General features: G+C 55.9%; 12 protein-coding genes. 5 read left to right on the forward strand and 7 right to left on the reverse strand.

What is annotated here, in order from left to right:
- Positions 1-820: 820 nt before the first annotated feature.
- From B3P58_RS06240 to dksA, 5 genes are all read right to left on the reverse strand, one after another.
- Complete coding sequence (locus tag B3P58_RS06240) at positions 821-2218, reverse strand: sigma-54-dependent transcriptional regulator (protein ID WP_145469843.1); 1398 nt, start codon at positions 2216-2218, stop codon at positions 821-823.
- Positions 2215-5145, reverse strand: coding sequence for a sensor histidine kinase (locus tag B3P58_RS06245; RefSeq protein WP_145469842.1), 2931 nt, complete (start codon positions 5143-5145; stop codon positions 2215-2217). The genes B3P58_RS06240 and B3P58_RS06245 overlap by 4 nt, the downstream gene beginning before the upstream one ends.
- The gene (locus B3P58_RS06250; protein WP_186435975.1) at positions 5135-5311 is read right to left on the reverse strand and encodes a hypothetical protein; all 177 of its coding nucleotides are present in this window, start codon (positions 5309-5311) and stop codon (positions 5135-5137) included. The genes B3P58_RS06245 and B3P58_RS06250 overlap by 11 nt, the downstream gene beginning before the upstream one ends.
- Positions 5312-5356: 45 nt before the next feature.
- Positions 5357-6283 carry a tRNA glutamyl-Q(34) synthetase GluQRS gene (gene gluQRS / locus B3P58_RS06255; RefSeq protein WP_286716521.1) on the reverse strand — a complete coding sequence of 309 codons (927 nt, stop codon included), beginning with the start codon at positions 6281-6283 and terminating at the stop codon, positions 5357-5359.
- Between the two features lie 66 nt (positions 6284-6349).
- Complete coding sequence (gene dksA / locus B3P58_RS06260; protein WP_145469840.1) at positions 6350-6784, reverse strand: RNA polymerase-binding protein DksA; 435 nt, start codon at positions 6782-6784, stop codon at positions 6350-6352.
- A gap of 254 nt (positions 6785-7038) precedes the next feature.
- Between dksA and B3P58_RS06265 the strand changes: the two genes are divergently transcribed.
- Genes B3P58_RS06265 through B3P58_RS06275 form a run of 3 tightly spaced genes read left to right on the forward strand, consistent with a single transcriptional unit; the run spans position 7039 to position 9251 of the window.
- Entirely contained in the window at positions 7039-8247 is a 1209-nt protein-coding gene (locus B3P58_RS06265; RefSeq protein ID WP_286716522.1) for a pyridoxal phosphate-dependent aminotransferase, read from the forward strand.
- On the forward strand, positions 8247-9005 hold the full coding sequence (gene sfsA / locus B3P58_RS06270) for a DNA/RNA nuclease SfsA (RefSeq protein ID WP_286716523.1): 759 nt from the start codon (positions 8247-8249) through the stop codon (positions 9003-9005). The genes B3P58_RS06265 and sfsA overlap by 1 nt, the downstream gene beginning before the upstream one ends.
- Positions 9006-9050: 45 nt before the next feature.
- The gene (locus B3P58_RS06275; protein ID WP_230332642.1) at positions 9051-9251 is read left to right on the forward strand and encodes a hypothetical protein; all 201 of its coding nucleotides are present in this window, start codon (positions 9051-9053) and stop codon (positions 9249-9251) included.
- A gap of 15 nt (positions 9252-9266) precedes the next feature.
- Here the strand turns inward: B3P58_RS06275 and B3P58_RS06280 are convergent, their stop codons facing one another.
- Positions 9267-9584, reverse strand: a complete 318-nt coding sequence (locus tag B3P58_RS06280; RefSeq protein WP_145469836.1) for a Rieske (2Fe-2S) protein — start codon at positions 9582-9584, stop codon at positions 9267-9269.
- A 32-nt stretch (positions 9585-9616) separates the two neighbouring features.
- On the opposite strand from B3P58_RS06280, the gene B3P58_RS06285 reads away from it, so the two are divergent.
- Together B3P58_RS06285 and B3P58_RS06290 are read left to right on the forward strand one after the other, a co-directional pair.
- On the forward strand, positions 9617-10612 hold the full coding sequence (locus tag B3P58_RS06285; protein ID WP_186435974.1) for a FecCD family ABC transporter permease: 996 nt from the start codon (positions 9617-9619) through the stop codon (positions 10610-10612).
- Positions 10606-11370 carry an ATP-binding cassette domain-containing protein gene (locus B3P58_RS06290; protein WP_286716524.1) on the forward strand — a complete coding sequence of 255 codons (765 nt, stop codon included), beginning with the start codon at positions 10606-10608 and terminating at the stop codon, positions 11368-11370. Before B3P58_RS06285 ends, B3P58_RS06290 begins: the two co-directional genes overlap by 7 nt.
- A 290-nt stretch (positions 11371-11660) precedes the next feature.
- Here the strand turns inward: B3P58_RS06290 and B3P58_RS06295 are convergent, their stop codons facing one another.
- Complete coding sequence (locus B3P58_RS06295; protein ID WP_145469833.1) at positions 11661-12455, reverse strand: Crp/Fnr family transcriptional regulator; 795 nt, start codon at positions 12453-12455, stop codon at positions 11661-11663.
- Positions 12456-12574 lie beyond the last annotated feature (119 nt).

The raw sequence follows: 12574 nt of genomic DNA on the forward strand, positions 1-12574 counted from the left end.
TTGTTATTTTTATAAGTCGCCGGTTTTGCACTCAGGACGTTTGTTATTTTTATTGTTCGCCTCAGTGTTCTGATATCTATATAGCATTCGCCATGCCAGTTTTTAAAAGTCCTTTAATATCAATGTCTTATGCATTTTACGTGACGTTTGTTACCCGAGACTTCGACTAAAGTGTTACTTGGAGCGAGGCCTGAGGTAACAAAAGATGTTTCTAGGTAACAGTGTGTAACCTTATTTGGGATGACGTCGCTTCTGGTCGTGGCTGACGCTTTTTAAGTCAGGGGAAAGTATTGGTTTTTACGGTTTATTGCTGGTTGCGCTGAAAATACTGACGAGAGCTGAGGACGGGCGGGATTGTCCGGGTCTGTTACAGAATTTTGTTACGGGGGCTGTTTCAGAGGGGAGTTGGCAGCAGTACTGGGGTCTTGCAGATAAGAGAGATGATTGCTTTGCCGGCTGCGTCGCGGGCAAAGCAATCGTCTTTCAGTGAGTCGGGGCTTGTTATTATTGTTTTTAACTCAGCGGCCGTTTTTATTTTTATTGTCTGGCCTGTCGCGCTCGTTTTTTTATTTTTATTTTATGAGGCGCATTTTTTATTGCTTTGCTCACTATATAGCGAATGCCGTGCCAACTAATTGGTTTCTTTAAAAATCCTTTAAAATCAGTAGCTTATGGATTTTTAAGAGCGTTGGCCCGAATTGCGTTCCACTAAAGTGTTACCAGTGGTGGCGGTAAATGACTGATTTCTGAGAGGGGTGTAACCCGAAGGTTACACTTTGTGATACAGATGACATCGTGGTGATGCTGGCGGAAGCGGTGTTTATTTCCCGCTCTTCTTGCGTGGAATGCCCAGACGCTGGCGGCGCTCCCAAAGGCTTTTGCGTGAGATGCCCAGCTTACGCGCCAAGTCGGTCTCGGTCATGTTGTGTTCGTTTTCCAGCACAAAGTGCACAAAGTAGTCGTCCAAAGATAGATCGCCCTGCTGGGGTTGACCATCAACTGGCCCATATTGTTCATTCTGCAGCAGATTTTCACGCATCGCCGGGCTGACATAACGATCCGGTGACAGATCAATACCCAACAGATCAGCCTGAATGCTGTCATCATCGGCAAGGATCACAGCACGTTCGACGGCGTTTTCCAGCTCGCGCACGTTACCCGGCCAGTTGTACTGGCGGATAGCCTGGGTGGCTTCGGCGGTAAAATGCATCGGCGGTTGCTGCATTTTCTCGCAGGCACGGGTCAGCATGGCATTGGCAATTTCGACCACATCGTCGCCACGCTCGCGCAGTGGCGGCAGATGAAGCTCAACAACATTCAGACGGTAGTAAAGGTCTTCACGGAACTCGCCGCGACTGGCCAGATCTTTCAGATTGCGGTGGGTTGCAGCAACCAGGCGAACATCGACTTTTCTGCTTTGTACTGAACCCACGCGGCGGATTTCACCTTCCTGCAATACGCGCAGCAGGCGCGCCTGAGCTTCGAGTGGCAGTTCACCGATTTCATCCAGAAACAGGGTGCCGCCATCGGCAGCTTCGACCAGACCCTGACGCATGGCGTTGGCGCCGGTAAAGGCGCCTTTTTCATGGCCGAACAATTCCGATTCAATCAGGGTTTCAGGAATGGCGGCACAGTTAACCGAAATCATCTCCGCGTTATGGCGACGGCTTTGATTGTGCAGTGCCCGTGCGACCAGCTCTTTACCTGTACCGGATTCGCCCTGAATAAGGACAGTGGCGTCAGTGGGGGCTACTTTGCTGATTTTTTTGAACAGCAGCAGCATAGGCTCGCAGCTGCCGATAATGCCGCTGACCGGATATTCTTTGCTGACTTCTTTGCGCAGATCGGTGTTGGTTGGCTTATGGCTGAGGCTGGATTCTTTCAGAATGCGCTGTACTGCCTGAATCATTTCGTCGTGGTCGAAGGGTTTGGCGATGTAATCCACGGCCCCCATCTTCATAGCATCAACCGCCGAGCGCAGGCTGGCGTAGCTGGTCATGATCAGTACCGGAGTGTCTCCGGCCAGCTCGACCAGTTCGGTGCCCATGCCGCCGGGCAGGCGCAGATCGCTGATGATCAGGCTGTAGCGGCTCAGGTCTTCATTTTTGGCGGCATCAAGGGAATCCACATCGGTGACTTCGTAGTCGTGGCGCTGCAACAGGCGGCGCACGGACTGACGGATAATGGCTTCGTCTTCAACAACCAGGATGTGACTCATGCAACGGGTTCCGATTCTTCAATGTGATGATAACGTGGCAGGCTGACTTTAACACAAGTGCCGCGGCCGTCGGCGACCGGACTTTCAATGGCGATGTGGCCATAGTGTTCTTCGATGATGGAATACACCAGTGACAACCCCAGTCCAGTGCCTTTACCGACGTCTTTGGTGGTGAAAAAAGGCTCAAAAATACGGTCGACTTTATCGGCGGGAATGCCGTGCCCTTGGTCGATAATTCTTAATATCACCTGATGTTCGTCGGTATCGGCGGTAACGCGGATGTTCTGACCGGGACCGCTGGCATCGCGTGCGTTGCTTAACAGGTTCACAAATACCTGAACCAGGCGCTGATCATCGCCAAGCACCATCACGTCACCGGCACACTCATTAATAAAGGCAATGTCCTGGCTGCGTTTGCTTAAACGCAACAGCTGCATGGCTTCGTCAATAACATGCGCCAGGCTGACCGGTTCATGTTCGGTGGAGTGGTGGCCGGCGTGGGCAAAGTTCATCAGCGATTGCACGATACGGGTAACCCGCTTGGTCTGCTCCTGAATCTGGTTAGCCATTTCCAGCAGTTCGGGGTTATCGGTTTCGTAGCGGATCGTCTGCGCCAGACAGTCGATACCGGTAATGGGGTTGCCGATCTCGTGGGCCACACCGGCCGCCAGACGGCCAATGGATGCCAGACGCTCGCTGTGCATCAGCTCGTCTTCCAGCAACTGGGTTTCAGTCTGATCTTCCATCAGCACGACAATACCGCCGGGCTGGCCGCCGCTGGGCTTGATTACTGATTTATGCAGACTGTACCAGCGCGGACGGGCGCCGATATCGACACGCTTTTTGTGTTCGTGCATGGGTTCGTTAAGAACGAAATCCTGCAGCAGCGTATTCCACGGTGGTGGCAGACGGCTGAGATGTGAGCCGGTGACCTGAGCAGCATCAATCTGGGTCAGCTCAGTCATCGCCTGATTCCACATCAGAATCTCACCATCGTCAGCCAGTGAGCATACCCCCATCGGCAGACGCTCCAGTGTCTGGCGATGGTAGCGGCGCAGGTTATCCAGTTCGCCGGCGAGGCCGCTGAGGCGGTCATGGAAGCCTTCAAGACGCTGTTCAATCTGATAAATGTCTTCGCTGAGTTCGGCATTTTCCTGAAACGGCAGGTAGCGGCTGACGATATCGTGCGCCACAGTTGGTCCCATCAGGCCGGAAATATTCGCCTCTAAACGTGCGCGCAGGCGGCGCAGGGCGTAGGGACGGTCTTCGTAAGAAGGCAGATCGAGGTCAGTCAGGGCCTGATAGACCTCGCGCTCGGCGACGTAGCGTCCCAGCGGTTTGCTCAGCGACATAATCACATCGTTGGAGTTGCCGGCAATCAAAGGGCGGCGGCTGGGGCGTGAGACGGTGTCAATGGAACAGGCTTCAGCAGCCGACATTTCCGAGGCCTTCTGTTTGCTGCTGAGACTCACCAAAACAAACAGCAACAGGTTGATGGCAAAGGCTGACAGCGCGGCCAGATGCCAGTTGCTTTCATCAATGGCCGCCAGTGGCAGCGGTACGTTCCAGCCCAGCGCCAGCTCAGAAAACGGCAGCAGCATGCCGTAGATCCATACCAGAATACCGGCGATCAGACCGGCGAGAAAACCTTTGCGGTTGGACTTGGGCCAGTACAGCAATCCCAGTACGCCGGGTAAAAACTGCAGCGCGGCGACAAAAGCAAGAATACCGAGGCGGTTAAGATCCAGATCGGCGCCGACGGAACGGTAGAAGCCGTAAGCCAGCAGCAGAATGCCGGCGATCAGCGAGCGCCGCATCCACAGCAGCCAGCGATAAAAATCGTGGCGCGGACTGGGCTTGTGGAAAGGCAGCACCAGATGATTGAGGAACATGGCGGCGGTGGCCAAGGTTATCACAATCATGATGCCTGAAGCGGCGGCCAGACCGCCGACAAAGGTCAGGATGACCAGAAACGGCGATTCCAGTTTCAGGCCGATACCTATGGCAAAGTACTCGGCCGGTGTTTGTACATTCAGGTAAATACCGGCCCACAGAATCGGCGGTACGGCCATGCTCATGGCCAGCAGAAACAGCGGGAACCCCCAGCTTGCCGGTTTCAGTGCATCGCTGTTGACGTTTTCGGTAAAGGTCACATGGAACATGTGTGGCATGACGATAGCCGCGGCAAAAAACACCAGCAACAGCGTGCGCCACGGCCCTTCCTGCAGGGTAATCTGCTGGTTGGACAGGCGATCCTGATTATCGATCAGCCACTGCTCCAGACCACCGACCTGATCGAAAATACCAAACAACGCCACACCGGCCAGCACCAGAATGGCGGTTAGTTTGAGCAGCGATTCAAAGGCCAGGGCAAAGACCAGCCCCTCGTGTTTTTCCCGCGGTGAAACATGACGCGCGCCGAACAGTACGGCAAAGATAATCATGGTGACACAGAAGCCGAATGCCAGCGTGGTCACCGGCCACTCGCTGTTGAGCAAATGCAGGGTATCGGCGATGGCACTGATCTGCAGCGTCAGCATCGGAATCACGACGGCGAGGGTAAACACTGATACCAGCATACCGGCCAGACGCGAGCGGTAGCGGAAGGCGAGCAGGTCGGCGAGAGATCCCAGCTGATAAATACGGGCAATATGCAGAATGGGACGCAGCAGGATTGGCGACATGACAAAGGCGCCGGAGATGCCCAGGTAATAAGCCAGGAAACCATAGCCGTATTGGTTGGCCATGCCCACCGAACCATAAAACGCCCAGGCGCTGGCATACACGCCGAGCGAGAAAATATACACCAGTGGGTGACGTACCCAGCGGCGCGGGACCCAGCCGCGTTCAACCGCATAAGCGGTGGTAAACAGTGCGCCGAGGTAGCCTAAAACGATCAGCCCCAGCTGACCCAGACTAAAGCTCATCGTCACCCCGCTTATGATTCAGCCAGATATAAAAGCCGATCAGTAACAACCAGATTGCAAAGGGGCGATACCAGGCGCCGCGGTCATCGAGCCACCAGTCCATCATGATGGGGGAAAACAGATAAATCCCCACCAACAGTGCCAATCCAAGGCGGTAATCGTACATAACCAGGCCGTCGTAAATGAAAGCGGCAAGCGTACCACAAAGTTCTCAGCCGGCAGACGCTTCGCGTTGAAAGCCCTCGGGGGCCGGGCGCTCGCGCTGGCCGGTCAGTGCCTGTGGTTGCCAGTGTTGTGTTGCCCAGTGCAGCAGTTCGCCGGGCGAGCATGACTGCAGTTGCGGCGGGGGTTGCTGGCCGAGCCAGCTCAGCGCCATCCACAGGGTCTGGCTGATATTTTCTGTGGTCAGCGGCTGTGCCAGATTCTGTTTGCTCAGCTTCTGCCCATTAGCCTCCAGCGCCACCGGTATATGGCTGTAGCAGGGCAGGGGGTGCTGCAGCGCGTGGTAGAGCAGGATCTGGCGTGCGGTGGAGTCGATCAGATCGATACCACGCACGATATGGCTAATGCCCTGATCAATATCGTCGGTGACCACCGCGAGCTGATACGACCAGGGACCATCGCGGCGTTTGATAACAAAATCGCCAATATCCTGTGTCAGATCGCTGCACCAGCGGCCCTGTAAACCATCGCCAAAGCACAGCTCACCTGCCGGGCACAGAAAACGCCAGGCGATATCCGTTGTTGCCTTACAGTGGCAATTCCCCTGATGCGGCAGGCCGCCAAGTTGCTTGCGCGAACACTGGCAGGGAAACGCCAGACCGTTGCTGATCAGTTGCTGCAGTACCTGTTGATAGGCCTCATGGCGTTCGCTCTGATAGCGTACCTTGCCATCCCAGTGCAGGCCGTAGGCATCGAGAATATGCAGAATCGCACCGGCGGCAGAGGGGTCTTCGCGTGGAGGGTCGAGATCTTCGATGCGTACCAGCCAGCGGCCGTTATTAGCACGGGCATCGACATAGCTGGCCACTGCGGCAAGCAGTGAGCCGAAGTGCAATGGTCCGGTGGGAGAAGGCGCAAAGCGGCCGGTATAAGAAACAGAAGAAAGGGGATTGGCCATGACGGCAGTGTCTGACATGAAAGGGTCAGTCATCAGAGGAAAAAGAAAGCGCGACCGCCGCTGGCGGTCGCGCATTCAGCCGGATCAGACGCCCAGCTGTTTTTCTTTGATTTCAGCCAGCGTCTTACAGTCGATGCACAGATCGGCGGTAGGGCGGGCTTCAAGACGGCGAATACCAATTTCTACGCCACAGGCGCTGCAGTAGCCGTAGTCACCTTTGCCGATCAGGTCGATGGTTTTCTCAATCTTTTTGATCAGCTTACGCTCACGGTCACGGGTGCGCAGTTCCAGGTTGAACTCTTCTTCCTGGCTGGCACGATCGTTAGGATCGGCGTAGTTATTCAGTTCGGTTTGCATGTGCTCTTTGGTGCGATCCACTTCTTCCATCAGCTCCTGTTTCCAGTTGCGCAGGATAGTTGCGAAGTGCTCCAGCTGAGCATCACTCATGTATTCTTCATCTTTGCCAATTTCGTAAGGAGTGAAATCGGACAGGGCAAATTCTTTTTTATCTTGCGGCATTGCGTTACTGCCTCACCTGGTAAACCGGTTTAACCGGACATCGGGTCCATGCGCCCCGGGAAAACAACACTTTTCTTCCCTGGGCTCCAAATGATAAGGCGGGGAAACTATCAGATAACCTGCCAAGCGCCAACTATTTCCGCAGGGTTTTGTTGGCTTTGGTTGCTGCCAGTCAGTCATCTGGCACAATAGGCCGGTTATTTTGTTGTCTTCTTTAGCCGTTTTTATCTGTATTTATTGATAGTTGAGTTGTTATGTCCTCCGAACAGGCCCCGGCCACCCCTGATTTCTCTTCGTCTGCCCGCCGTTGTGCGGATATCAAACCCTTTCAGGTAATGGCCATTCTGGCCGAAGCCCAGGCGCTGCAGGCGCAGGGGCAGGACATTATTCATCTGGAGGTTGGCGAGCCTGACTTCCCGACCCCACAGCCGATGATTGATGCCGCCATCAAAGCGATGAACGCCGGCAAAACCGGCTACACCCCGGCGCTGGGATTGCCCGAATTACGCCAGAAACTGGCGGATTATTACTACAGCCGTTTTGGTGTCAGCATCAGCCCAAAGCGTATTGTGCTGGCACCGGGAGCCTCCGGTGCCTTGCTGCTGCTGACCGCGGCACGGTTGAATCCTGGGCAGAAGATGTTGCTGGCCGATCCGGGGTATCCCTGTAACCGTCACTTTGCCCGGGTGTTTGAAGGCCGCGGGCAGCTGCTGCCCTGTGGTGCGGCGCAGAAGTTTCAGCTGACGGCGGCCGATATTCGTCAGCACTGGTCGGCAGATACCAAAGTGGCGCTGGTGGCGTCACCGGCCAACCCGACCGGCACCGTGTTGTCGCTGGATGAGCTTAGTGATCTGGCGGCGGCTGTACGTGAACAGCAGGGCGAACTCTGGGTGGATGAAATCTATCAGGGGCTGAATTACACCAGTGCGCCGCAGACGGTCCTGTCGGTGGCGGATGATGCGGTGGTGCTGAACAGCTTCTCCAAATTTTTCGGTATGACCGGCTGGCGCCTGGGCTGGGCGGTGGTGCCGGAGTCCTGGGTGACGGACCTGGATACCCTGGCGCAGAACCTTTTTCTGGCACCGCCGACGCCGGCGCAATATGCCGCGCTGGCGGCTTTTGAGCCGGAGACGATGGCGATTCTTGAGGAGCGCCGGGCGGAACTGGCCGAACGCCGTGATTACCTGCTTGAAGCTCTGCCGCAACTGGGTTTTGGCGTGCCGGTCGCACCCGACGGCGCGTTTTATATCTATGCCGATGCCAGCCGTTTTACCAGCGACAGTCTGAGCTTCTGTTCACAGGTGCTGCGTGAAACCGGCGTGGCCATTACGCCGGGCGTCGACTTTGGTGAACACGAAGCCGGAAGCCATGTGCGTTTTGCCTTTACCACCCGCCTTGAACGTTTGCAGGAAGCGGTTGCCCGCCTGCAGAGCTGGCTCACTCAAGCGGGCGGAACACGCTGATGCATTACGATGCGCCGCTGGTCGGCGGGCGTTTGATCAAACGCTATAAACGTTTTCTGGCCGATATCGTGCTCGACAGTGGTGAGGAAATTACCGCCCACTGCCCCAATACCGGCTCGATGAAACACTGTGCCGAACCCGGCAGTCGCGTATGGTTGTGGGACTCTCTGCCATCCGGCGCCGCGGCCAAACGCAAATACCGTTACAGCTGGGAATGGGTGGAAGTTGCCGGGCGTTATAAAGCCTGTATCAACACCGCCCGCCCGAACCAGCTGGTGGCTGAGGCACTGGCCGCCGGGCGCATTGCTGAGCTGGCGGGGGATTATCAGATTCTGCCGGAGCCTAAAGTTGAAGACGGGCGGCTGGATTTTCTGCTGCAGCCACAGCAGCCGCAAGAACCCGCGGTGTATGTTGAGGTTAAGAGTGTTACTTTGCTTGATTACCCTCAGCCAGATCAGCCGCAGGCCAGTGATGGCTGGGGCAGTTTTCCGGATGCGGTGACCGCCCGTGGTCTGAAGCATCTGCGCCGTCTGGCCGAGTTACGTCAGCAGGGGTATCGTACCCTGCTGTTATTCTGCGTACCGCACGAGGGCATTAAGCGGGTACGCCCGGCGCGGGTCATTGATCCGGCTTATGCCGCGGCGCTGGCCGAGGTGGTGGCACAGGGCGTTGAGGTACTGGCTTATCAGGCGCAGTTTTATGCGGATGCCAGCGGCCTGGAGCTGGGGCAGTGTTTGCCGGTCGATATTGCTGGCTGATGCTGCAGCAATGGCACAACTGATTACAAAAACAAGGTAAGTACGATGAAACGCAATCTTATTATTCTCATTATTGGTCTTTTGCTGGGCGCCTGGATTGGTTCCAACCTGATCCGTGACCGTGATCCGTTCGCTAACCCGTTTAAATCCGATGCGCTGATGGATCGCCTGAAAGACGGTGGCTCTGACTTACTGGAAGGCGGTAAGGATGTACTGCAGGACGGTATCGATAAACTGAAAAAGTAACGGCCGCTTGCGGCGTTACAGATCGGCCCAGATCCGTCCATCGCGGATTTCATGCGCAACGGCTCTTAAACGCTGGCCCTGACAGGGGCCGGCGATGCACTGACCATCTTCAATCAGAAACAACGCACCGTGCATGGCACACTGAATCAGGCAGCCATCACTATCGAGAAACTGGTCCGGTAACCATTCCAGATTAATGCCCAGATGCGGGCACTGATTGTGATACACGAAGAACTGTCCCTGTTTGTGCACAACAAAGACCGACTGGCCTTCGAGTTCAAAACCTTTACTCTGTCCTTCCGCAATTGTGTCTGTGTGGCACAATGCCCGCATATTCTTTCCTGCAGCCTGAGTTAATTCCTGCGATGAACACCGCCCTGAAGCGGCGCAAGCATATCCTGCTGTTATGCCTGCTGCTACCACTGATCTTTATTCTGCTTGGCCTGGCCAGTGGCAGCCAAAGTCTGGACTGGCTGCTGTATACCGATGTTGGCCAGACCATTCTCTGGCAGATCCGCCTGCCACGGGTGCTGATGGCCTTTCTGGTGGGGGCTTTGCTGGCCTGGGCCGGGGTACTGATCCAGGGCATGGTGCGCAATCCGCTGGCCGATCCGGGGCTGATCGGTGTATCCGGTGGTGCGGCGGTGGCGGCAGCCGTGTTTGTGGTGCTGCAGGCCGCGGGTCTGGCGCTGCCTTACTGGGCGCAGCCCATCGCCGCCTTTGCCGGTGGTGTGGTGGCACTGCTGCTGGTATTGCGTCTCGGCCTGCAGGGCAATTCCCTGCACGCCATGAGCTTTCTGATTCTGGCCGGGATAGCGGTGAATGTTCTTGCCGGAGCTTTGATTGGTTTGTTGTCGTATATGGCCAGTGACGATGCGCTGCGCCAGATTACCTTCTGGTCGCTGGGCAGTTTATCCGGCGCCAACTGGGGTTGGGTCGGGGCGATGAGCGCGGTGCTGCTGGGCGCGGTGATCTTCTGGCCAAAACGTTTACGCAATCTGGATGCGCTGTTGCTGGGCGAAGTGGAGGCCCGCTCGCTGGGCGTTTCGGTCAGTCGTCTGCAGTGGCAGGTCGTCATCTGGGTTGCGCTCTGTGTGGCACTGGCGGTATCGGCCAGTGGTGTGATCGGCTTTATTGGCCTGATCAGCCCGCATATTGCCCGCCTGTTAACCGGTGCTGCGCACCAGCGGGTATTGCCGCTGGCGGTGGTGCTGGGCGGCTGTTTGCTGGTGGCGGCGGATATGTTGTCACGGGTGATTGTGGCGCCGGCGGAACTGCCGATCGGTATCGTCACCACATTGCTGGGGGCGCCGTTGTTTATTGCGCTGATGATCCGCGAGAAGAAGAGGTTGGCATGGTGAACCCTGAGACTCTGATTCAGGCTTCCGGGCTGGGCTTAAGCCGCGCTGGTGCCGCCATTGTGGATGATGTCGGTTTTCAGCTGGCCCGCGGTGAGCTGGTGATGCTGGTGGGCCCCAACGGGGCGGGTAAATCGACGCTGATGAACATGCTGGCCGGTATGCTGCAGCCTGATCGTGGCATGCTGCAGTTTAATCAGCAGGATACCTGTAACTGGCAGCGTCGTGACTGGGCGCAACGGGTCACCTTGGTGCCGCAGCTGAGCCCGATGAATTTTCCGCTGTCGGTGAGCGAGGTGGTGCAGCTGGGTGGCCTGGCGCACAGCGACTCGGTGGTAGCACTGCGTACTCAGGTGCAGGGCGCCTTACGGGCCTGGGATATCGCTTATCTGGCCGGGCGCGATGTACGTCTGTTGTCCGGTGGTGAACAACAGCGTTGTCAGCTGGCGCGCAGCTGGATTCAGGTGAATCAGGCCGACAGTCAGCTGTGGCTGCTGGATGAGCCTCTGAGCGCGCTCGATCTGCGCCATCAGCAGCAATGTATGAGCCATATTCGCCAGCTGACGGCCGCGGGTAAGAGCGTGCTGATGGTGGTGCACGATCTGAATCTGGCGCGGCGCTATGCCGACCGGGTGCTGCTGCTCTGCTGTGGTCGTCTGGTGGCGGACGGGCCGGCACGGGAAGTATTAACGGCGGAGCAGGTCAGTGACACCTTCCGCGTTGAGACGGTGCTTGAGGGGGATTACCTGCACTGGGTGTGAGTAAGCAGGCGTGGACAGCAGATAAAAAAACGCCCCTCGGCTCTTAAAGAGAGAGGGGCAAAGCAACCGTGATTAGCTTGATGAGAGAGATCTTCACCCCGACAACAGAATGAGGTGTAGAACACCGGCGCCATCTCTGACGTCGATGAGTAAACAATAATGATTCTCAAAAGAGTTGTCAATAATAATTCTCATTTATATTTGAAAATATTTCCTGAGCATATGCAGGGCACAAAAAAGCCGTGGCAGAAAACTGTCACGGCTTTTTTGTTTCCCGCTGAGCGTGGTGCTTATTCTTTGTCGATCAGCTGCTGATTCATCAGTGTGATGCGGCGCGCCAGGTTTTCAATCAGATTCACCGCGGCTTTAGGCTGAGCTTCGATCAGCAGAATAAAGTCATGCTGTGGAACCGCCATAATGGTGCAGGGTGTGCGGGCGATGACGGTGGCGCTGCGAGGCTCGCCGGTAAATACCGCCATGGCACCGAAGACTTCTTCTTCGCCGATATCGCCGACTTTGACGCCATCAACAAACACATCCGCTTCACCGCTGATGATGGTGTAGACATGCTCAGCGGGATCACCCTGCTGAATAATGACATCGCCGGGCTGAATATTCTGGAAGCCGGCGGTTGGCCTTACCTGGGTTTTGAAGGTATCGGCCAGATAGTTCAGCAGCAGGGCATTCTGGCACACCAGAAAGTGGCTCCAGTAATGCTGGCGGCGTTTATCGGAATAGACGTGGCGCAGGAAGCGGTCGCGGTCAATCGGGATCAGTTCAACGTATTCGTCGGTACGCAGTACTGGTAAAGGCAGATCAAAGGAGTGGATGATGCCAATCAGGTCACCTTCGTCAAAGCTGACCAGATTCTGGCCGTTTTTACTCAGATGCAGCATGCCGTCCTGAATCAGAAAAAACTGGTCGCGGTCGAAATGCTCATAAAGATCGTCGACACCCTCCAGTGTGATGGGCGTATTACTCAGTTCAAACCCTTCCAGCAGCAGTCGTACCAGATGTGAAATCCGGTTAATTAACTGTTCGATGGTGTCTGATGGTTTGCCGACCAGAAACATGCTATCCCCCACATTTTGCCTCTTCGGGCAATCCTGTCATTGATCTCAGGAATGTACAGCAAAACCCCGCGGGCTTGAACCTGCGGCTGCGGAATTTGCGCAAAAGGTACGATCAGATCAACCTCCGGTTT

Origin of the sequence: Thalassolituus sp. UBA2009 (assembly GCF_002335285.1) — a bacterium.
In the GTDB taxonomy this organism is placed as follows: Bacteria; Pseudomonadota; Gammaproteobacteria; order Pseudomonadales; family Oceanobacteraceae; genus Venatoribacter; species Venatoribacter alkanivorans.

What these genes read in the sequence shown, in the direction of transcription:
- dksA (WP_145469840.1), bottom strand. Translation starts at nt 6,784, where the DNA reads ATGCCGCAAGATAAAAAAGAATTTGCCCTGTCCGATTTCACTCCTTAC.
- B3P58_RS06290 (WP_286716524.1), top strand. Translation starts at nt 10,606, where the DNA reads ATGGTGAACCCTGAGACTCTGATTCAGGCTTCCGGGCTGGGCTTAAGC.
- B3P58_RS06265 (WP_286716522.1), top strand. Translation starts at nt 7,039, where the DNA reads ATGTCCTCCGAACAGGCCCCGGCCACCCCTGATTTCTCTTCGTCTGCC.
- B3P58_RS06280 (WP_145469836.1), bottom strand. Translation starts at nt 9,584, where the DNA reads ATGCGGGCATTGTGCCACACAGACACAATTGCGGAAGGACAGAGTAAA.
- B3P58_RS06240 (WP_145469843.1), bottom strand. Translation starts at nt 2,218, where the DNA reads ATGAGTCACATCCTGGTTGTTGAAGACGAAGCCATTATCCGTCAGTCC.
- B3P58_RS06250 (WP_186435975.1), bottom strand. Translation starts at nt 5,311, where the DNA reads ATGTACGATTACCGCCTTGGATTGGCACTGTTGGTGGGGATTTATCTG.
- B3P58_RS06275 (WP_230332642.1), top strand. Translation starts at nt 9,051, where the DNA reads ATGAAACGCAATCTTATTATTCTCATTATTGGTCTTTTGCTGGGCGCC.
- B3P58_RS06245 (WP_145469842.1), bottom strand. Translation starts at nt 5,145, where the DNA reads ATGAGCTTTAGTCTGGGTCAGCTGGGGCTGATCGTTTTAGGCTACCTC.
- sfsA (WP_286716523.1), top strand. Translation starts at nt 8,247, where the DNA reads ATGCATTACGATGCGCCGCTGGTCGGCGGGCGTTTGATCAAACGCTAT.
- B3P58_RS06285 (WP_186435974.1), top strand. Translation starts at nt 9,617, where the DNA reads ATGAACACCGCCCTGAAGCGGCGCAAGCATATCCTGCTGTTATGCCTG.
- gluQRS (WP_286716521.1), bottom strand. Translation starts at nt 6,283, where the DNA reads ATGTCAGACACTGCCGTCATGGCCAATCCCCTTTCTTCTGTTTCTTAT.